Annotated in this window: 14 protein-coding genes; 5 read left to right on the forward strand and 9 right to left on the reverse strand. The window is 51.8% G+C overall.

The window, feature by feature from the left end; genetic code table 11:
- Positions 1–67: 67 nt before the first annotated feature.
- From xdhC to ACN0TT_RS03970, 6 genes are all read right to left on the reverse strand, one after another.
- Positions 68–982: a xanthine dehydrogenase accessory protein XdhC gene (xdhC, locus tag ACN0TT_RS03945; RefSeq protein ID WP_417760843.1), complete on the reverse strand. Its 915-nt coding sequence runs from the start codon at positions 980–982 to the stop codon at positions 68–70.
- Positions 957–3,293, reverse strand: a complete 2,337-nt coding sequence (gene xdhB, locus ACN0TT_RS03950; protein ID WP_417760969.1) for a xanthine dehydrogenase molybdopterin binding subunit — start codon at positions 3,291–3,293, stop codon at positions 957–959. Before xdhB ends, xdhC begins: the two co-directional genes overlap by 26 nt.
- A 28-nt stretch (positions 3,294–3,321) precedes the next feature.
- Positions 3,322–4,731, reverse strand: coding sequence for a xanthine dehydrogenase small subunit (gene xdhA / locus ACN0TT_RS03955; protein WP_417760844.1), 1,410 nt, complete (start codon positions 4,729–4,731; stop codon positions 3,322–3,324).
- Positions 4,712–5,104, reverse strand: a complete 393-nt coding sequence (locus ACN0TT_RS03960) for a hypothetical protein (protein WP_417760845.1) — start codon at positions 5,102–5,104, stop codon at positions 4,712–4,714. Before ACN0TT_RS03960 ends, xdhA begins: the two co-directional genes overlap by 20 nt.
- 697 nt (positions 5,105–5,801) lie before the next feature.
- Positions 5,802–7,172, reverse strand: coding sequence for an MFS transporter (locus ACN0TT_RS03965; protein ID WP_417760846.1), 1,371 nt, complete (start codon positions 7,170–7,172; stop codon positions 5,802–5,804).
- Positions 7,173–7,752: 580 nt separating this feature from the next.
- Positions 7,753–7,914 (reverse strand): hypothetical protein, encoded by a 162-nt coding sequence (locus tag ACN0TT_RS03970; protein ID WP_417760847.1) that lies wholly within the window; start codon positions 7,912–7,914, stop codon positions 7,753–7,755.
- A 96-nt stretch (positions 7,915–8,010) separates the two neighbouring features.
- Here ACN0TT_RS03970 and uvrA point away from each other — a divergent pair, with 96 nt between their 5' ends.
- The gene (gene uvrA / locus ACN0TT_RS03975; protein WP_417760848.1) at positions 8,011–10,836 is read left to right on the forward strand and encodes an excinuclease ABC subunit UvrA; all 2,826 of its coding nucleotides are present in this window, start codon (positions 8,011–8,013) and stop codon (positions 10,834–10,836) included.
- A gap of 236 nt (positions 10,837–11,072) precedes the next feature.
- Complete coding sequence (locus tag ACN0TT_RS03980; protein ID WP_417760849.1) at positions 11,073–12,929, forward strand: DEAD/DEAH box helicase; 1,857 nt, start codon at positions 11,073–11,075, stop codon at positions 12,927–12,929.
- Between the two features lie 210 nt (positions 12,930–13,139).
- Here ACN0TT_RS03980 and poxB read toward each other — a convergent pair whose 3' ends face one another.
- Both poxB and ACN0TT_RS03990 read right to left on the reverse strand, forming a co-directional pair.
- Complete coding sequence (poxB, locus tag ACN0TT_RS03985; RefSeq protein WP_417760850.1) at positions 13,140–14,864, reverse strand: ubiquinone-dependent pyruvate dehydrogenase; 1,725 nt, start codon at positions 14,862–14,864, stop codon at positions 13,140–13,142.
- A 245-nt stretch (positions 14,865–15,109) separates the two neighbouring features.
- On the reverse strand, positions 15,110–15,763 hold the full coding sequence (locus tag ACN0TT_RS03990) for a YitT family protein (RefSeq protein WP_417760851.1): 654 nt from the start codon (positions 15,761–15,763) through the stop codon (positions 15,110–15,112).
- A 456-nt stretch (positions 15,764–16,219) separates the two neighbouring features.
- Here ACN0TT_RS03990 and ACN0TT_RS03995 point away from each other — a divergent pair, with 456 nt between their 5' ends.
- From ACN0TT_RS03995 to ACN0TT_RS04005, 3 genes are read left to right on the forward strand one after another with little or no spacing between them, the layout of a single operon-like run.
- Positions 16,220–17,743, forward strand: a complete 1,524-nt coding sequence (locus tag ACN0TT_RS03995; protein ID WP_417760852.1) for an alkaline phosphatase — start codon at positions 16,220–16,222, stop codon at positions 17,741–17,743.
- Positions 17,744–17,762: 19 nt separating this feature from the next.
- Positions 17,763–19,385 carry an alkaline phosphatase gene (locus tag ACN0TT_RS04000; RefSeq protein WP_417760853.1) on the forward strand — a complete coding sequence of 541 codons (1,623 nt, stop codon included), beginning with the start codon at positions 17,763–17,765 and terminating at the stop codon, positions 19,383–19,385.
- Positions 19,386–19,442: 57 nt separating this feature from the next.
- Positions 19,443–20,156, forward strand: coding sequence for a hypothetical protein (locus tag ACN0TT_RS04005; RefSeq protein WP_417760854.1), 714 nt, complete (start codon positions 19,443–19,445; stop codon positions 20,154–20,156).
- A gap of 59 nt (positions 20,157–20,215) precedes the next feature.
- On the opposite strand, the gene ACN0TT_RS04010 is transcribed toward ACN0TT_RS04005, so the two are convergent.
- Positions 20,216–22,315: a TonB-dependent siderophore receptor gene (locus tag ACN0TT_RS04010; RefSeq protein ID WP_417760855.1), complete on the reverse strand. Its 2,100-nt coding sequence runs from the start codon at positions 22,313–22,315 to the stop codon at positions 20,216–20,218.
- Positions 22,316–22,424 lie beyond the last annotated feature (109 nt).

Genomic DNA, 22,424 nt, shown 5'->3' on the forward strand with positions numbered 1-22,424 from the left:
CCACGCAGTGTTCAACCACCGTTGTTCACTGCATTTTCTCTCGGTCTCGGTAAACAAACGGCACTGATTAACGGCTTTTTAGGGCGTTGCGCAACGCGTTGACGCCGTGCCACTGTTCGCTTGCCAGCGCTGTCGCCGCTGGCTGCACGCCATGGGGCGCGGTTGCAAACAAATGGATCAATTGCGCGGCAATCGACACCGCCACCTGCATGGGCAACTTGCCCGGCACATCACTATTGCCGACTGGACAAGTCAACTGCGACAACAGCTGCGGCTGCGATAACTGCGCCTGCAACCGTTGTTCAAAGCGTTGCTTTTTCGAGGCTGAGCCGATCAAACCGATAAACGGAAAGCACTGGCGCTCCAAGGCTTGCAACACCACTTGATAGTCGACGCTATGATCATGGCTCATCACCACAATATGTGACGTTTCCGCTAAATTGTTGACCGCATCGGCGGGCTGCGGATGGTATTCGGTGTACACCCCTTGCTGCGCGATCGATGCTAACCAATCTTGGCGATTATCCACCACGATTAAGTTACACGGCAGCTCTTTGATGATCTTCACCAAGGCGTGCGTCACATGACCCGCGCCAAAGATCGCCAGCTTAGGCGTATGGGTATTGATGTACTCAAACATAACCTGCGCCGCACCTCCGCAACATTGGCCAAGATCCGCCGCCAGCGCGAACCGCTCAATGGCAACGCACGACATCGACGCTGAGCGATGCCGTTGCTGTAATCCCGCACGTGCCTGTTTCACCACTTCATACTCCAACTGGCCGCCACCTAACGTATCAAACTGCTCGAACTCGGCAATGACCATTTTGGCGCCGGCGCCACGTGGCAGTGACCCCGCTTCCGCGACGATGGTGGCGATGCAAAAGGCGGCACCGCGCTGCTGCAATAACTGGCAGGCGGTTGACCAGTTATACTTTTCGCCCGCAGGCGAGTGGCTATTCAACCTTGGTTCGCTGCTCATCTTCACCGTTGCTCCCGAGTTGCTGTTGCATACACGCTGCCAAAATCTTCTCGCCGGTGGCTGGCACATCCAGCGATACTGGCAACTGGTGCTCACTCAACGACGCGATGGCATCGTAGATGGCACACCACAAACTTATCGCCAACATAAACGGCGGTTCGCCCACCGCTTTGGAACGATAAACACTATATTCCGGATTTGGCTTGTCGTAGAGCTGGATATTCATGCTGTTGGGATAATCGCCAATCGATGGGATCTTGTAGTTCATCGGGCTGTTACTGAGCAGCACACCTTGCTGATCCCACAACAGCTCTTCGTTAGTTAACCACCCCATGCCTTGAATGAAGCCGCCTTCAATCTGGCCGAGATCAACCGCGGGATTTAAGCTGTTACCAGCATCAAACAGAATATCGACCTGCTCAACTTTCATCTCGCCCGTCAGGGTATCTATGCTCACCTCTGAGCAAGCTGCGCCGAGCGAGAAATAGAAGAACGGATGCCCTTCCGATTTTTCAACATCAAACCAGATCTTCGGGGTTTTGTAGAATCCGGTAGCGGACAGCCCAACCCGATTGAAAAAGGCGCTCCGCACCAGTTCGTTCCAGCTTAAACTGAACTCACCACAGCGCAGTTCTCCCTGATACAACTGCGGTTCGGCCGCTAACTGATAGTGCTGCTTGGCAAACTCCAGCAGTCGCTGTTTCAATGTCAACGCCGCATTATGCGCCGCCATACCGTTCAGGTCGGCGCCCGACGAAGCGGCCGTCGGTGAGGTGTTGGGGACTTTATCAGTACGGGTCGACGTCACCAAAATCTGCGCTAACGGCACGCCCAGCGTATCCGCCACAATCTGTTGCACTTTGGTGTGCAGCCCTTGACCCATCTCGGTGCCACCGTGAGATACCTGCACACTGCCGTCGGTAAAGATATGGATCAGCGCGCCCGCTTGGTTCATATGCGTGGCGGTGAAGGCGATGCCAAACTTCACCGGCGTCAACGCTAAGCCCTTTTTAATGACCGGACTGTGGCGGTTAAAGGCCTCAATTTCGACCCGCCGGCCACGGTAATTGGCACTGCTTTCCAGCTGGGTGACAATATCGCGCAACATATCGGCTTGCTCGACCGGCATCTTATACGGGGTGACATCACGCCCAGGACGGTAGAGGTTTTTCAGGCGCAGATCGAGCGCGTCTTGCCCCAGTCGAATGCTGAGATCTTGCATCGCCTTTTCAATACCGACCATGCCCTGTGGCCCACCAAAACCACGGAATGCCGTCTGACTGACCGTGTCAGTCAGCAAGTGGTGTCCGGTAATGCTGGCATGCCCTAGCGAATAGGCGTTATCGCTGTGGAACATGGCGCGAGATAAAATGGACGGCGATAGATCCGGCGAGTGGCCGCAAAGCGCATTAAGCTCAATCTTAGCACTTTCGATAATGCCGTCGTGGCTAACCCCCAGTTGGAGATGGTCATAGAACGGATGGCGTTTGCCAGTCACGCTCATGTCAACAAATCGCGGTAGCCGCAGTTTAACCGTGCGGCCACTGACTAGCGCGCCTAACGAGGCAAGGCAGGCCCACTGACCAGCGTTGGTTTCTTTGCCGCCAAAGCCGCCACCCATGCGGCGCATATCGACCGTCACTAAGTTAAACGGTAATCCGAGCACCTCGGCTACCGCTTCTTGCACATCGGTGGGACTTTGGGTGGAGCAGCGTAAAAAGATACCGCCGTCTTCGGTGGGTTGCGCCAAACTCACCTGCCCTTCAAGGTAAAAGTGTTCTTGACCGCCCACGCTAACGTGACTTTCGAGCACCAGATCTGAGCGCTGTAGTTGTGCTTCGCTCAGCGGTTCCCCCATGGTGAGCGACGGGCGCACCGTGCGGCCATCACGGGCATGAGCGTAATCCACCACCGCAGCCGCGGTATTGCAGTAACTGACTTTGGCCTTTAACGCCGCTTGCCACGCTTGTTGGTGGCTACGCGCCAGCACCAACGCAATCGGCTGGGCATGGTATTTAATCTCACCATCACTCAACACCGGATCGCCAGGGAAGATCGCGCCGATATCATTCTTGCCGGGAATATCTTGGTAAGTGAGTAGCTTGACCACACCCGCGGCCTGCTCCACCTCACTGAAGTCATAGCTGTCGATGCTGCCGTGGGCAATGCTACTGGTGATCACCGCCGCATGCAGGCAATCAACTGGCACCGCATAATCATCGGTAAACAAAGCTTCGCCCGTGACCTGCTTGGCCGCGCTCTCATGTTTAACCGCCTTGCCGACTTGGCTAACGCGCTGTTCGGCCACCATGGTTGGTGGCTCGGCGTAATGAGTCGTTCTATGCATGAGTCACCACCCTTGTTTCTATGTTGTTATATTCCATATAAAAACGCTGAAATAAGTTCTGTACCAACTGCAGACGATACTGCGCACTGCCGCGCACATCAGACATAGGTTTGAGCAAATGTGGCACTTGCTGTTTTACTTGCTCAATTACCGCCTGACTCAACCGCTGACCAATCAACAGCTGTTCCAAAGCACCCAGCCGCACTGGCGTTGCGGCGACCCCGCCAGCGCCGATATGACAAGCGTTGATCACTCCGGCACTGTCTTGCGTCACGCTTAAAGCCAACACCACCGTTGAGATATCATCTTCTGCCCGTTTACTGACTTTATAGGCCGCATGAGTTTGCTGCGCACTGAGCTTGGGTAGATGTATCGCGCTGATCCATTGCTCAGGCCTCAAGCAGGTTTGCCGATAGCCAGTAATAAAATCTTCAATGGCGTAAAGCTCGCGCTGCTGGCCGTCATCCAGTTCCACTTGACCGCCCAGACTGATCACTAGCGGCGCGATATCGCCAATCGGTGACGCATTGCCTAGGCTGCCACCCAGCGTACCGCGGTGGCGAATGGTTAAACTGCCTAGGCGCTCAAACAGCTCTGAGGTGCTAGGATAGTGCTGCTGCATAAATTCATGCACTTGCGCCAAAGTGACAGCTGCACCGAGGCGCCAACCCTTTTCGGTAGCGCTAATCTGCAGTAGATCATCCACTTGTGAGACATCGATCAGCGCGCTAGCGGATTGATATTTTTGTGTGAATACCAAGCTTAAATCAGTGCCGCCAGCAATCAGCCACGCTTGCGGCAGCCGCTGTTTTGCAGCGGCTAACTCTTGGCGATTGAGCGGTTTGAGATAGTGCGGATCATCGGCGCGCGGCACACGGCTCAGCCACTGTTTGAGTTGTGGTTCATCAGCGCTGGCCGCTGCGTTCGACGTCGCCGCCACCTGTTTGGCGGCATTGATCAATGGACCGTAGCCAGTACAACGGCATAAGTTGCCCGACAGATAAGACACTGGATTGGCAGGCTTATGCTTTTGTTTAAACAGGGCATACAGTGACATAACAAAGCCCGGCGTACAGAAGCCACATTGAGTGCCATGCTGCTCCACCACAATCTGCTGCACTGGATGCAGTTGGCTGCCCTGCTGCAGATGTTCAACAGTGATCACTTGCTTACCATGCAGGGCATGTATCGGGGTGATACAAGCGTTAATTTGCCGATAGCGTAACTCACCTTGTGTATCCATGTCGGCTATCACTACAGTGCACGCACCACAATCACCACTGCCGCAGCCCTCTTTGGTGCCACGCAGACCTTTGCTATCCCTTAAGTAATTGAGCAGCATAGTATCGGGCGCAAGATGCTCCTCCCGTACTACCTCACTGTTAATCATCAGCTCTAACATAATATCCTCTATGTTTTATTGGGTCCCTGCTGGATTGGTGACGCTTAATCCTGTTAGTCCATGGTGTTCCATAAACGTTGCGCCAAGTTGCTCGCAAGCTGGTAAATTTCGGGTGGTAAGAAGCATCCAACCTATCGCCGATATAAGCCTGCATGACATCGGTTTTAATGCCAGTGAGGTCATAGCCGACGCGCATGTTAAATACAAACTGTTTGTCGGCATGGATGGCTTTGCCGTCAAACACCGCTTCCAATAAGTGCCGCACAAACCATGCCTTGGGGCATTCATCATAGGCTTTGAGCAGGGTAAATTCACTCAACTGCTCAGTATTAAAACCTGCATTGGTGGCATCAATGCAGGGGTTGGCAATCACCAACTTATCTATTGATGTTTGTTTTAATTACGTTGAGTCATCTCTGAGTGCACTATGTCGCGTTTGCTCAGACTCACACACGGATACGGCTAGCCGAGCCCTCACCCACCGCGTGATGTAATTCACACCATAGAGTAGACAAGCAATAACCAGGCCTAATTTAGAAAAGATTAACGTTTGAGGACATAAATAAGAAATTAATAATTTTACAGCGACAAATTTTATCGAATCTTCATTTTTAGCCGCAAATAATGGCAAATTAATTTTTTATGGAGAGGAAGTTACGCGTGCCAACAGCGCCCTAGTGGCTGTTTATCTTTAGTGTTTAATTTTTGTTCAAATCAAACGCGTTATGAACGAGGCGAGACCTGCGACGCTTAGTCAACTAAGCAAGCTGGGCCAACAAAGTTCAGGAGGTATTTAAATGAACCTTTCGGGCAGCCTGCTGCAAAAACAACCAGCAAAGATAAACAACCTCTAGTGACACGACCGCTATCAAATCACGGTTGATATCTATCATAGTGATAGCCGCCAGCACACCCAACTATCACAGTGACACGGCGACAACAGAAAAAGAGGTACCGCGCCGTCAATACGACGTTAGCAAAACCGCGACAAATAGCTGGGAGATAAAGCTAATGGAACACAGCGACAAGACTGTCGCGCAGCGAGATAGGCTGCGCGACACAGCGAGGGGTTAACTGAAACTAGAATTGAGTACCGCTCGCGCCTGAGTGAGGTCGAACTGGTCATCTACTTTGAGATAAGCCACCTTCTCCTCTAATACCACAATGGCTTCAGCCACACCGGCAAGTTGCGATAACTGCGCCGCCATGGATTGCGCTTCATCACGGCCAGACACCTTAGCGTGCAAGGTATAACTCTTTAGCAGTTTTGGATTTTTCATGCCGAACGTCAGAGCCAGCCACAGCAGCATCAACACAATGCCGACACCGAATACGCCCTGCGCCCCCACCAATTGATAAGCGCCGCCACCTAACACGCCACCACAAAATGCCCCTAAAAATTGGCTAGTGGAATACACCCCCATGGCCGAGCCTTTGGCACCAATCGGACAGAATTTCGAGATCAAACTTGGCAGCGATGCTTCCAAATAGTTAAAGGCGGTGAAGAACGCCACAATGGCGATACACAGCCCAATCAACGACTGTGAAAACGCTGCCATAATGGTCAAGGCCAACAGCATAATCACCAGCGCAATTTGGAACATCTGCTTAGTGTTATTGCGTTTAACGCCGATGATGATCATCGGCACCATCATCAAAAATGACAGCACAAAGGCGGGAAAGTACAGCATCCAGTGCTGCTCTTTTGCGAGGCCAGCATCGACTAGATCTAGCGGCAAAGCCACAAACACTGCGGTCAACGTTAAGTGCAGCAAAAAGATGCCGGCATCTAAGCGGAACAGCTGTGGATCTCGCAGCATTTTCAGCAGTTTACCGGCATCAGCCGTGGTATCACCACTCGGTGCAGAGGCCACCGGATTAGGCACAAACAGGTACATGATAACCATGCCCACTAACGCCAACCCCGCCGTTAATCCAAACAGCCCAGACAAACCTAAATATTGGGTGATCACCGGCCCAGCCAGCAAGGACAGTGCAAATGAGCCACCAATGCACATGCCGATAATCGCCATCACTTTGGTGCGTTGTTCATCACGGGTTAAATCTGCCGCGAGCGCCAATACTGCGGCCGCAATCGCGCCCATACCTTGCAGCGCCCGTCCAGCCACAACGCCATAAATGGTGTCTGACATCGACGCAACCACACTACCAAAGGCAAACAGCAGCAAGCCGCCCAAAATCACCGGTTTACGGCCGATTTTGTCGGAGAGGATGCCCATAGGAATTTGTAAAATCGCTTGAGTTAGCCCATATGCGCCAATCGCAATACCAACCCAAAATGGAGTAAAACCCTGCAGGTGCTGACCATAGAGTGCAAACACGGGCATGATCATAAACAGCCCCATCATCCGCAATCCAAACACACTCGCGAGCGAAAACGCGACCCGTTTCTCGGTCCCGGAAAGCCCGTTATTGGCCATTTGCTAATGCCTTTTAATAATTAAAAACTTAATAAAGCAAATGTTAACACGAGGCTAATGTTCGCCCAAAAGCAAAATCCGTCAGTTGCGAGGTCGACCGCTAAAAAATTAATTAAAGCTTAACTTATCAAATGGATAGCATAATTAAATTCTGTTCATATACTGCGATAACTCATCTATCTGCGCATTATTTTGCGGTACGAACCACAAAAAGAAAGATAAGTATTCGTTATCGAGTGCTTAGGAGTTGTTGATCTTTGTTGATCATTTTTACCGCAGGCAGCGCGGGATTTAGGCAAGGCAGGTGATGTGCCGTGTAGTCATTCCCCAGCAACAGCCCCTAGGGACTGTTGATCTTGCAGGTTCAAATACAATTTTCAGCGTGCGTTTCAATGGCCCCAGCGAGCACGCACAGCGTCGCAAACATGCTCACCAAAGCCCAACCGCCTTTAGCAGCGACCGACGTAAAAAGTCGTCCGTGATTTGAGCTTGACTGGGCTGCTCGCCTTTCGCCTGCAGCAGCTTTGCCAAGCAAGCAGTGATTTCTGCGGTTAAAACCGATGTATCAGTGAGCAATACCTTATGGCTGATCCACCGCCGCAAATGGCCACGCTCCAGCCGCGCCGAGCGCGTGGTCGCCTATCTGCGCAATCAACTTAAGTGCTGAGTGGCTATTCACGCCGCCGTGCTGCCAAATATTGCGCTGAAGTTCATCACCAATAGCGGCAAAAATGTAGCGCATGCCAGCCTAGTTTGATTGCAGTTGCCGCTATCAGCTGCGCTGAATTTATGCAATACTGCTCGTTTTCCTCCAGCTAGCAGTAAAAGCCTTTTCAACATGGAAAACATCGAGATCCGCGGTGCCCGCACCCATAATCTAAAAAATATCAATCTGACCATTCCTCGGGATAAACTGATTGTTATCACGGGGTTATCAGGCTCGGGCAAGTCGTCGTTAGCCTTTGATACGCTCTATGCCGAAGGACAACGACGTTATGTCGAGTCGCTTTCAGCTTACGCTCGGCAGTTCCTCAGCATGATGGAAAAGCCTGATGTTGATCACATTGAAGGCCTTAGCCCAGCCATTTCGATTGAGCAGAAATCGACGTCGCATAACCCACGTTCAACCGTGGGCACCATTACCGAAGTCTATGATTATCTGCGCTTATTATTTGCTCGCGTGGGTGAACCGCGCTGCCCAATCCACGGCGAAACGTTAGCGGCACAAACTGTAAGCCAGATGGTCGACCAAGTGTTGACCCGTCCAGAAGGCGAACGTTTGATGCTGTTGGCACCAGTGATTCAAGCCCGTAAAGGTGAACACGTTAAACTGCTACAAAGTTTGGCGGCACAAGGCTATATTCGCGCCCGTATTGATGGCGAGGTGTGCGATCTGTCCGATCCACCTGCGCTGGAGTTACAGATTAAACACACCATTGAAGTCGTGGTTGATCGCTTTAAAGTGCGCGATGACCTGCAGCAACGTCTGGCGGAATCATTTGAAACGGCGTTAGAACTGTCCGGCGGCATTGCCACAGTGGTGAGCATGGATGACGAAAAGGCGCCGGAGCTGCTGTTCTCAGCCAACTTTGCCTGCTCGCAATGTGGTTACTCAATGGCGGAGCTAGAACCACGGCTGTTCTCGTTCAACAATCCTGCTGGCGCGTGCCCAACCTGTGACGGCTTAGGCGTACAACAATTTTTTGATCCGGCACGGGTGATCACTAACGATGAACTGTCACTAGCCGGCGGGGCGATCCGCGGTTGGGATCGCCGTAATTTCTATTATTTCCAAATGTTGAAATCGCTCGGCGAGCATTACAAATTCAGCGTCGAAGCCCCGTTTGCCGAACTACCAAACAAGATCCAACAAGTGGTGCTGTACGGTTCTGGCCAAGAGAACATCGCCTTTAAGTACATCAACGACCGTGGCGATGTGGTAATACGTAACCACCCGTTTGAAGGCATCCTCAACAACATGGATCGCCGCTATCGCGAAACCGAATCTAACACCGTGCGAGATGAACTGGCGAAATTTATCAGTACGCGCCCGTGTGCTAGCTGCGGCGGTTCACGCCTACGCGAAGAAGCGCGCAACGTCTTTATTGGCAACATCAACCTGCCAACCGTAAGCGATTGGTCGATTGCCGAAGCCTGTGATTATTTCATCAATTTGCAATTTGAAGGGCAAAAAGCGCAGATTGCCGAAAAAGTGCTGAAAGAGATTGGTGATCGCTTAGGCTTTCTGGTCAACGTCGGGCTGAATTATCTGAGCTTGTCACGTTCGGCAGACACCTTGTCAGGCGGTGAAGCGCAGCGTATTCGCCTCGCCAGCCAGATTGGTGCGGGGTTGGTGGGGGTGATGTACGTGTTGGATGAACCGTCCATCGGCTTGCACCAGCGCGATAACGAACGTTTGCTCAGTACCCTGACCCACCTGCGCGATCTCGGCAATACCGTGATTGTGGTTGAGCACGATGAAGATGCTATCCGCATAGCTGACCATATCATCGACATTGGCCCCGGTGCTGGTGTGCATGGCGGTGAAGTGCTGTGTGAAGGCAATCTAGCCAAGATCGTCGCCTGTGACGATTCCATCACTGGCCAATACCTCTCAGGTAAAAAGAAAATTCAGGTGGGTTCACTGCCAACACCATGCGATCCGACCAAGATGATCAAGCTGTTCGGCGCAACCGGCAATAACCTGAAAAACGTCGATTTAGAGATTCCTATCGGCTTGCTCACCTGTATTACTGGCGTGTCCGGCTCCGGAAAGTCGACGCTGATTAACGATACCTTCTTCCGCATCGCACATAAGATGCTGAACGGTGCTACGGTCAACGAACCGGCACCATATGAACGTATCGAAGGCATGGAGCTGTGTGACAAAGTGGTCGATATCGACCAGAGTCCAATTGGCCGGACACCGCGCTCTAACCCAGCGACCTACACTGGCATTTTCACGCCGATCCGTGAACTGTTCTCCGCAACCCAAGAATCACGTACCCGCGGTTATCAGCCGGGACGTTTCTCGTTTAACGTCAAAGGCGGCCGCTGTGAGGCGTGTCAGGGCGACGGCTTGATCAAAGTGGAAATGCACTTCCTGCCGGATGTCTATGTGCCTTGTGACGTGTGTAAAGGCAAACGCTACAACCGCGAAACGCTGGAAATAAAATACAAAGGCAAGAGCATTCACGAAGTGTTGAAGATGACCGTTGAAGAAGCGCGTACCTTCTTTGATGCCGTGCCAGCCATTGCCCGTAAACTGCAAACGCTGATGGAAGTCGGCTTGTCTTACATCGAGTTAGGCCAAAGTGCGACTACGCTATCAGGCGGTGAAGCACAGCGGGTGAAGCTGGCCAAAGAGCTGTCGAAACGCGATACCGGCAAGACGCTGTATATCCTCGACGAGCCAACGACTGGCTTGCACTTTGCGGATATCCAACTGCTGCTAGATGTACTGCATCGCCTCAAAGGCCAAGGCAATACTATTGTGGTCATTGAGCACAATCTTGACGTGATTAAGACGGCGGATTGGATTGTCGATTTAGGCCCTGAGGGCGGCGCTGGCGGCGGCACCATTTTAACGGCAGGAACACCAGCTCAAGTCGCTCAGCACCCGACGTCGCATACAGCGCGATTTTTGAAGCCAATGATTGACTGATTTTTTATTTTTAAACAATCAGTTAATTAGTCCCCCTAGTAAAGCAAAAATGACAGTTAACTGTAGTGCAAACTGGTAAATTTAGCGGTTTGCACTACAATTTTGTGGATATTTGTTGGTCACAGCGCTATAATCCGCCCCCTTTTAACGGAAAAGTCGGCGCGGGGTCGGATTTTCCGTCTGTGTGAAACCATTCCTGTGTCAATTTTGGCACATCCACAAGGCTACAAAATTCAATGTCATCTGAACTTACTTTCCGTGAACTCGGTTTGTCCGAGGAGCTTTTGGTCGCGCTTAACGAGCTAGGCTACGAGCACCCAACCCCTATCCAAGCAGCGAGTATTAAACCGCTGATGGATGGCAAGGATATCCTTGGTCAAGCCCAAACTGGTACCGGTAAAACCGGTGCATTTGCGTTGCCGTTACTGAACGCAATTAAACGTGACCTCAACGCCCCGCAGATTCTGGTACTGGCGCCAACACGCGAACTTGCCGTACAAGTTGCCGAAGCCTTTTCCAGCTATGCAAAATTTATGAAAGGGTTCCACGTACTGCCAATTTATGGCGGTCAAAGCATGCATCAACAGTTGCAAGCTCTGCGTCGTGGTGCCCAGGTAGTTGTAGGTACTCCTGGCCGTGTTATGGACCATATGCGTCGTGGCACACTTAAATTAGAAAATCTGCAAGCGTTAGTGCTCGACGAAGCCGATGAAATGCTGAAAATGGGCTTCATCGATGACATTGAATGGATTCTTGAGCACACGCCAGATACTCGCCAATTGGCGTTGTTCTCTGCCACCATGCCTGAGCAGATCAAGCGCGTGGCTAACAAACATTTGACTGACCCAGTAAACATCAGCATTGCTGCTAGCCACACTACCGTTGATTCTATCGAACAACGTTTTGTGCAGGTATCACAGCACAATAAACTGGAAGCACTGGTACGCGTACTGGAAGTGGAAAACACTGAAGGTATCATCATCTTCGTACGTACTCGTAACTCCTGTGTGGAACTGGCTGAGAAGCTGGAAGCCCGCGGTTATGCGAGTTCACCACTGCATGGTGATATGAACCAGCAAGCACGTGAACGTGCTGTAGAACAGTTAAAGTCTGGCAAGCTAGATATTCTGATTGCAACTGACGTTGCTGCTCGTGGTTTGGACGTTGAACGTATCGGCCACGTGATCAACTACGATATTCCATACGATACTGAAGCCTACGTACACCGTATCGGCCGTACTGGCCGTGCTGGACGTACAGGCATGGCGATCCTGTTTGTGACCAGCCGCGAAATGCGCATGCTGCGCACCATCGAGCGCGCCACTAACAGCCGTATTTCACCAATGAAGATCCCTGGCCCAGAAGTGGTTGCCGAACGTCGTCTGTCACGTTTAGGTGAGCAGATTGGCACAGTAATCAACAATGAACAGCTGGACTTTATGCAGAGTGCTATCGGCACCCTGAGCTCACAGTTAGAGATTGAAACTGAAACGCTGGCCGCGGCGTTACTGTTCTTGGTACAACAAGAGCGTCCACTGCAGCCACCAGCTATCCAAGAACGTGTACGTGACAGCCGTGATGGTCGTGATAGTCGCGAAGGCCGTGACAACAACCGTCGTGATGATCGTAATGGCGATCGCAAGCCACGTCGCGCACGTCCAACAGGTGATCTGGGTAGTGCTGAACAGCTGAAAGACAATCCAGACATCAAGATGGCACGCTATGTTATCGAGGTGGGTCGTGAGCACGGTGTGGGTGTAGGCAACATTGTTGGCGCTATCGCCAACGAAGCAGACATCGACAGCCGCTACATCGGTCAGATCCAACTGTTGGATCAGATCAGTACTGTAGACCTGCCTACTGGCATGCCAAAAGAAGTGCTGAGCCACCTGCGCAACGTGCGTGTATGTGGTCGCCCAATCAACATCCGCGAAGCGGGTGCTGAAGTTGAAGCGGCACAATCACGTCGCCCACGCCGTGACGGTGGTGCCCCTCGTCGTAGCGAAGGTCGCAGTGAAGGCCGTGATGGTCAACGCCGTGAACGCCGCAGTGAAGGCGGTGAACGTAAGCCACGTCGTCGCGACAGCAAATAAGCTCGTTACCTGCGATGATTGACCAAAAAGAGCAAGCCTAGGCTTGCTCTTTTTTATGGCCCACGCTTTTCGCTCGCAACTCGCGACTTCTTAACTTAAAACTTATCGCTTACAACTTACAGCTAGTATCTCGCGACTTCTTAACTCAAAACTTATCGCTTACAACTTACAGCTCAGCTCGTATCTCGCAGCTCGCGACTCGCCGCTGCTCTACCTAAACCAATTCGTTTTACTCAACTCAACCAGCTCATCGCCACGGCCGTTGATGATCGCTTTCATCATATACAAGCTAAAGCCTTTGGCATGTTCAAACTTGATTTGTGGCGGCATCGCCAACTCTTGTTTGGCGGTGTCCACTTCCACCACTACTGGGCCTGGATGGTCAAACGCTTCGCATAGTGCGCCTTCCAAGCGTTCCGGTTTGCTCACATGAATACCATGCAAACCACAGGCTTTGGCAATCTCAGCAAAGCTTGGGTTATCCAAATCCGTATCGCTAGAAAGATAGCCAGACGCCTTCATTTCCATCGCCACAAACCCAAGTGAGCGGTTATTAAATACCACAATTTTCAACGGCAGATTGAGCTGCTTGAGGGAGAGCAGATCGCCCATCAACATTGAGAAACCACCATCACCACACATGGCGACCACTTGGCGGTTACGATCGACCGCTTGCGCACCCATCGCTTGCGATAACGCGTTAGCCATCGAACCATGGTTAAACGAGCCCAGCAAGCGGCGTTTACCGTTCATTTGCAGATAACGTGCGGCCCACACAGTTGGTGTGCCCACATCGCAAGTGAACACCGCATCATCGGCGGCTTTTTCACTGATCAACCGCGCCAAGTATTGTGGGTGAATCAAGTTATGGCTGGTTTTACCATCGGCAAGATCGTCCAAGTCTTTGCGTGCTTCATGATAGTTCTTCAAACACTGATCGAGGTGGGAGCGCGGACGCCCGTCGTTGATCTGTGGCACCAGTTCATCCAGTGTGGCAGAGATATCGCCGAGTACGCCGTAGTCGATCTGTACATGACGACCAAGCGCGGCAGGATTATTGTCTACCTGCAAGATCTTGGCTTTCTCAGGATAAAACGCGCGATAAGGGAAGCTAGTGCCTAACAACAACACGGTATCGGCTTGGCGCATGGCGTGGTAGCCAGAGGCGAAGCCAATCAGGCCAGTCATCCCCACGTCATATGGGTTGTCGTATTCCACGTACTCTTTACCACGCAACGCATGCACAATCGGCGCTTGCAGTTTGGCAGCGAGCGCGACAACTTGGTCATGGGCATCGGCACAACCGGCACCACACAGAATGGTGACTTTGCTACTGCTGTTTAGCTCATGCGCTAAGGTTTCGATATCGGCCGCAGCCGGCGTGTAGATGGCAGGCGCTGGCAGGCTCCATTTGGGCTTCACCCCTTCTGGCATTGGTTTAAGTGCCACGTCACCGGGTAAGACAATCACCGCAACATCGCGATGCAGAATGGCTTGACGCATCGCGGTTTCCAGCAGGTACGGCATCTGCTCAGGATTTGATAATAACTCGCAAAATACGCTGCATTCTTTGAACAGCGCTTGCGGATGGGTTTCTTGGAAATAGTGAGTGCCGATTTCGGCAGACGGAATGTGCGCAGCAATGGCTAACACGGGTACTCGGTTGCGGTGACAGTCAAATAACCCATTGATTAAGTGCATGTTACCTGGGCCACAGGAGCCAGCGCAGACCGATAAACCTCCAGCGAGCTGGGCATCGGCCCCCGCAGCAAAGGCGGCAGCTTCTTCATGACGAGTCCCCATCCATTCGATGGAACCCAGTTTACGTAGGCTATCACTGATGCCATTGAGCGAGTCACCAGTGACTCCCCACATACGTTTAACACCAGCTTGCGCCAGGGTTTCTGCAATAAAGTGTGCAACGCTCTGACTCATACAACATACTCCACTGTATTAACCAGAATATTTAGTAATTTATGTTGAAATTAATAAATATGCTGATTGAAAAAATACCTTTTAAGCTAACAATACAAATTATCCTCCTGCATAAATTCGTGATCAATATCAAACTTAGACTTAAGTTAGGCGATGTTCTTATAACATCGACATAATAGATGCCTTTTGGGAATAACAAAGGCCACCCCTATGAATGGCCTTCATAACTTTTGGGCATGAAGCCGTTACGGCGTGTAACGTCCTGGCTTGTGATAGAACGTCAGTACGATGTTAGTGATCACCGCCCCTAACACTGACAGCGCTAACAACCATGGTGAGATAATAAAAAATGAGGCGACCACAATCGCCGAGTCGAGCAACATCTGGATGTTGCCCGCGCGAATGTTGAAGCGATCTTGCATATACAGCGCAAAGATATTGAAGCCACCGAGACTAGCCTTATGGCGGAACAAGATCAGTAAACCGCTACCCAGCATTAATGCGCCCATCACCGAGGCGTAGATGACATTGATATAGTCAAAATGCAGTACCAACCCGAGCGCGTCGGTCATGGCACCCACCGCGACGATACAAACAAAGGTTTTGATGGTGAAATCTTTGCCCATGCGGGTCCACGCCAGCCAGAAAAACGGCAGATTAAGCAGTACAAACAGCGTACCAAAGCTCAAGTGACTCAGATGGGTCAACAACAATGCAGCTCCCGCAGTGCCACCGGTCAGCAAACCCGCTTGGCGCAGAAAGAACACACCTAGCGATACAAAACAGCATCCAACAAACAAACCGGTGATATCTTCAACAACCGAATGGCCCGCGGCTCTTGTTATTGGTTTATCTTGTTTCACTGAATGGTCAGCTTTTATCGATTGTTCAGCCTTCATAACAAGTTACCTAATATAAATTTAATGGGGGGTCGTTATTTTTTTGTTTTCCCACCATTAAATGCGCCATCAGGCATATATTAGTCAATCAAGTATCTATAAATAACTGCGCCAAGGATTGGCTTAGACTGGAATGATTCATGGACAGTTGTAGCAGATGCCAACTACTCCTTTGGTCGTATAACGTAAAAAGTCCAATTGGCAAGCACGTTTGCGCAACATTGTTCACATAACGTTCACCTACATTTACTATGTAAACTTACTGATACACCCGCCAAAAGTCGTCGTTAAACCACGATAAGCCGCCGTTTATTTACCACACAGCCTCCCGATAATTGACCGCATATAAAAATTAACGTTCAAGAAACATTTCTGTCACTTGTCTTGCGCACAATCTTGCCCAAGCCGATGCAGCCATCGGTACGACCCTACAGGAATAATAACGCGAGGAAAGCAATGAAAACCCTACCCCACATTAAGGCTACGGTAGCAACCGCTATCGCGGCAGCATTGGTCTGCCATAGCGCAAGTGCCGCAGTGTTACCGGAATCGCAAAGCCAAAGCAGCTGGTTTACCGCAGGCGCAGAGGCAGTGGCCACCAAAGTCGCCACTGCACGTAACACTGGCACCGCTAAAAACGTCATCTTATTTGTGGGTGACGGCATGGGCGTATCAACGCTGACGGCCGCCCGTATCTATCAAGGGCAAGCGGCGGGGAATACTGGGGAGGAAAACCGACTCAGTTTTGAAACCTTCCCATACAGCGCGCTCTCCAAAACTTACTCGGTTAACCAACAAACGCCTGACTCAGCGCCAACCATGACTGCGATGGTTACAGGCGTAAAAACCGAAGACGGCATGTTGTCTGTATCTGCCGATGCTATCCGCGGTAACTGTTTATCTAGCCAAGGCCACGAGCTGAAAACCGCGCTGGAATATGCCGAAGAGGCCGGTAAATCTACCGGTATCATCTCTACCGCCCGCCTCACTCACGCGACCCCTGCAGCCACCTATGCCCATACGCCAGAGCGTAACTGGGAAGCTGACAGCGATATGCCAGCCGAAGCGCTCGCGGATGGCTGCCATGACATCGCCTATCAAATGGTGATGGATGCTCCCGGTGATGGTTTAGAAGTCGCGCTCGGCGGCGGCCGTGGTTACTTCTTGCCAAATACGGTAGTAGATGGTGAAGGTCGCAATGGTCGCCGTGCCGATGGTAACGACCTGACCAGCGCATGGACTACCAGCTACAGCAATGCCGCTTATGTGTGGAACAAAACAGAGTTTGATGCGGTAGACACCGCCAGTGTCGATCACCTGCTGGGGCTGTTTGAAAGCTCTCACATGCAGTACGAAGCCGATCGCGCTGATGATGTTGGTGGCGAACCTTCACTGGCGGAGATGACTAGCAAAGCTATCGATCTGCTAGCGAAAAACGATAACGGCTACTTTTTGATGGTTGAAGCTGGCCGTATCGACCATGCGCACCACGCTGGTAATGCCTCGCGGGCGCTGCAAGATACGGTGGCGCTGTCTGATGCTGTACAAGCGGCCATGGACAAGGTCGACCTGAGCAACACCTTGATCATCGTTACCGCCGACCACAGCCACACCTTCACCATTGCGGGCTATCCCGCACGTGGCAACCCTATTTTGGGCTTAGTGCACGCACCAGATGATGAAGCTATTGAAACTAATCCCACCTTGGCCGCCGATGGTTTGCCATACACCACACTGGGCTACACCAATGGTCCCGGCGCCAAAACAGGCAGTCGCGCAGATCTGAGCGCTACCGATACCACAGAAGTCGATTTTCTACAGCAAGCGCAAGTGCCACTGAGTAGTGAAACCCATGCAGCGGAAGACGTAGCAATTTATGCTGCCGGCCCAGGGGCTTATCTGTTCCAAGGTTCTGTAGAACAGAACGTGATCTTCCATGTCATTAACCAAGCTGCCGCACTGGGCGCGAATAAGTACTAATTTTGAAAGGATGCTAATAATGAAACTGAAAGCAATTGTACTGGCGATGACCACCGCCTTAGCGGCGCTAGCACTCACAGGTTGCGGTGACGATGGTGACACTGGTGCCGCAGGCCCTGCAGGGCAAGATGGTAGCGCTGGCGAAAACGGCAATGATGGCCGCGATTACACCGCCGTAAACCAATGGTTTGTTGAAGGGCAAGCCACGGTAAGCCAAGCCAGCCAACGCAGCATTAGTGACCCAGCAGGCAAAGCCAAAAACGTGATTCTGTTTGTCGGCGATGGCATGGGTATCTCAACCCTTACCGCTGCGCGCATCTATCAAGGGCAACAACAAGGCCACAGCGGTGAAGAAAACCGTCTGAGCTTTGAAACCTTCCCCTACTCCGGCTTAGTAAAAACTTACTCGGCCAACCAACAAACGCCTGACTCCGCACCGACCATGACCGCGATTGTCACCGGGGTGAAAACCAAAGACGGCATTATCGGCGTGGATGACCAAGCGATTCGTGGTAATTGTGCCTCAGGGCAAAACCAAGCGGTATTGTCCGCCTTGCAGCTGGCTGAAATTGCTGGCATGAGCACCGGCGTGGTATCAACCGCACGCCTCACCCACGCCACACCAGCGGCGACTTATGCTCACGCAGTGGAACGGAACTGGGAAGCTGACAGCAACATGCCGCAAGCAGCGATTGACGCGGGCTGTACCGATATCGCCGCACAGCTGATCGACTTTCCCTACGGCGATGGTATTGAAGTCGCACTCGGCGGCGGCCGTACCTATTTTATGGCTAACACCGAAACCGACCCAGAAAACGGCAGTAATGGTCGCCGTAACGATGGCCGCGATCTCACCGCTGAATGGACCAGCAAATACAGCGACAGCGCTTATGTATGGAATCGCGAGCAGTTCTTAGCGGTGGATACTCGCAATGTGAAGCATCTGCTGGGGTTGTTTGAAAACTCTCATATGCAGTATGAAGCCGACCGCCAAGATGATGTGGCCGGAGAACCGTCGCTGGCAGAGATGACCAGCCGCGCATTAGACATGCTCAAGCAAAATGACAAAGGCTATTTTCTGATGGTAGAAGCTGGCCGTATCGACCATGCCCACCACGCCGGTAATGCCGCCCGCGCCTTACAAGACACTGTCGCACTGTCAGAAGCCGTACGCGTAGCGATGGAAAAGGCCGACGACGATACGCTGATTCTGGTTACCGCCGACCACAGCCATGTATTTACCATTGCGGGTTATCCAGTGCGTGGCAACCCGATCCTCGGTTTAGTCCGTGGCGTAGATGACAACGGCTCAGCCTCAACCACCTACAGCACCGACAGCAACGGCATGCCTTACACTACCTTAGGTTATGCCAACGGCCCCGGCTTTGGTTACGGTAACGACCCAATCAACACTGACAGCTATCGTCCTGACCTCAATCTGTACGATGTCACCGACGTGAATTACCGTCAGGAAGCCACTGTGCCGTTAGATAGTGAAACCCACGCAGGTGAAGATGTGGCGGTATACGCCAAAGGCCCAGGCGCACAGTTAGTCACCGGTTCAGTAGAGCAAAATATGCTGTTCCATGTGATGAACTATGCTTCCGACCTAGTGAACCGCGCTGAAGCCAATCAGCCATAACGTGCCATGCCCGAGTCACGCCACCGTGGCTCGGGCAGCCCATTTTAAGGAGACTTTATGCCACGCACTCTTTTGTTACTCAGCGGGTTGGCACTTTGGTGTAGTCAGGCGTCAGCCGCGGATTTTTGCCCTACCGCCACAGACACTCAACCGTTTGGCATTGAATATCAACTAACTGGCACCCAACAAGGCCTGTTGCAACTGTTACGCAGCCAAGCGCAAACGGCGTATTACAATCCCGCCAATGGCGTTGCCGAATGGTGGGACTTCCGCCAAGCCAAACACCCAAATTTCACCCGTGTATTCAGCCAACAGCAACGCCGCATTGATTACTACACTGGTGACTTACGCACATTGAATATTCATGTGGCGCAAAGCGAAATTGAAAGTTTTGCCACCAGCGCCCTGCGCCAACAGTTAACGCCAAAAGGTGATGGCCCCTGCGCCGCAAGTCAGCGCTTTGAGGGCGATTACCAAGGTCGCCATTATCAGTTGGTGTGGAGTCAGCGCTTACAACTGCCGCTAACACTGACCATCACCGACCAGCACCGCAGTCAACAATGGCAAGCGAAAGCGCAACTTAGCGGCCAACAAGTGGCGCAACAGCTGCAGCAATGGCAGCAGTTTAGCGATACCGACTACGCCGATATTGGTGACAATGAAACGGACCCATTCTTAGCGCAGATGATCAACCAAGGCTTTGTCGAACACAGCGAACACGCGGTGTATAACAGCCAAGGCCAGCCCGTCCAAGGTGGCCACCATCACTAAGTGACCATAGCAAAACGCCGAGCGATGCTCGGCGTTTTCGTTTTTAACTCGCACCTTCCTTAGAAGGCATAAGCCACTGACGCATAAACGCGCCGGTGTTCGCCCGGATACAAACCGGTACGATTCAGCAAGCCGCTGACCGCATACTCTTTGTCGAACAGGTTTTTCACGTTCAACTGGAACTGCCACGCTTGCCACTGAGTTTGCCACGACAGGTCAAAGACGGTGTACGGCTTAATCTTGCCGCCGTCTTGGTCAAACTGCTCTGACACATAATCGGCACCGAAAGCGATAGAGGAGTTAATCGCGCTCAGATCATAACGACTCCACAAACCAAATTGATGGCGTGGCGCGTTAGCAAAACGGTCGCCGACGGCACGGCTGATACCATCTACCGCGTCTTTCACGACGGTGTCGTTGTAGGCGTAGTTGGCGTTGATCACCCAGTTATCGGTGAGATCGCCCATCAGATCGACCTCAAAACCGCGCGCCCGCACTTTACCTAACGCTTGCTGCTTGTCGGTGTCATTCGGATCGACCTGCAGAATATTCTCACGCACGATATGGTAGCCAGCAAAGTTGACATTGATAGCATCATCCAACCAGAAGGTACGTAAGCCAATCTCCGCTTGCTTGCTCTGTTCTGGATCAAACGGACCGCCGTTGGTCGCCAGTTGCGACGAGACAGTTTGCGGAGTAAAGCCCGTGGCCCAGCTCAAGTAGGGGTGAAAATGCTCATTGATCTTGTAGGTACTGCCTAAGCGATAAGAGAACCCTTGGTCGTTAAACTTCTCTTCGGAATCGTCCAGATGATCTTGCGCTTCATCATTAAAACCGTCGACACTGACGCTGCCAGTCACATCCCACGCGTCGGTAATGCGCCATTGGTCTTGCAGATAAAAACCGTAACGCAGTGCTTCAGTGTTGTTATCCCCCGCCAGACGCATGTTGTAACTGTCTGGGTCGGTGACACCATACTGCGGATCTTGGTAACTAATGCCGACCACGCCATCAGCGGTACGGGCTCGCATGTAGAAGAAGTCTTCCTGCTGACGTGACACATCACCACCCAGCAATACCGTGTGATCGCCCAGTTCGGCCACTAAGTTAAGCGCCACCGAGGTGGTTTGCGTATGGCGGTCTTGGTCGCGATATTCGCGCTCAGCAAAATCTGCAACGCCATCACCATCGGTATCAGTGGCACTGCGCGGTTCATGATATTTCTGCCGCTCAGTATCTTCAAAGTAACGCACATTCATGCTGGCCGACAGCCATGAGTTGACGTTGTGCTCCACACTCAGTTGGAAGACGTCGGCATCGAGATCCAAAAAGTCCGATTTCTCGTTGAAGTTGAAATCACGCGCAGTGAGGAAGTTGCCATCCATATCGGCAGGTAACCCCCGCAGACGCTCGCCACCATTGTGTTGCATCACATTGGTGTACTGCAGTGTTAATGAGGTGTCTTCGCCGATATCAAAGGCATAACCCAAGTCGATGGTACGGTTACGCTTATCGGTGTTCGCACGATAAGGATTTTCATGATCTTGATAAATCCCCACGCGATAACGCTGGCTATCGTTGTCCATTAGCGGCCCAGACAGTTCCACACTGCCGCTAACAAAGTCATCTGAGCCAGTGGCCAGTTTCACTTTATTGTTGCGCTGATACGATGGCTTTTTGGTGACATAGTTGATCAAACCACCTGGGTCACCGGCGCCATACAAAGCGCCGCTGGGGCCTTTCAGCACTTGCACTTGTTCAATGTTAAACAGCTGCGGCGTTGACACATCGCCGTATGGGTCGCCGCGTACGCCATCATAGCGCACGTCATTTTGGCGAAAACCGCGGAAGGTTACTGACGCATAGTTGTATTGGCTCACCCCACTGATAGAGCGGTACAGCTCAGTCACTTCGGTGGCGGCTTGGTCTTCAATCAAAGACAACGGCAAAATCTGCACCGCTTGCGGCGTACGTTCAATCGGCGTGTTGGTCTTCATCGCTAACGAACCATCATTGACCCGATACAACGATTGAGCACGACCCGATACGGTAATACGTTCAATATCACGGGTGTTGCTTGCTTGTTCTTCCGCCAGCGAATCTGCGCCATAAAGCGCACCAAATACCGCTAACGCTAGCGGTAATACAGCAGCTTTCATCAGTAAACCTTTAGAGGTTGCTAAAATTGACGCGAGTGTAAATGATAGTAATTATCATTACAATCAAGAAATATCCAACTGACTATCAATGGGATAAATAATCGAGCCA

It is taken from the genome of Shewanella sp., assembly GCF_048265805.1.
In the GTDB taxonomy this organism is placed as follows: domain Bacteria; phylum Pseudomonadota; class Gammaproteobacteria; order Enterobacterales; family Shewanellaceae; genus Shewanella.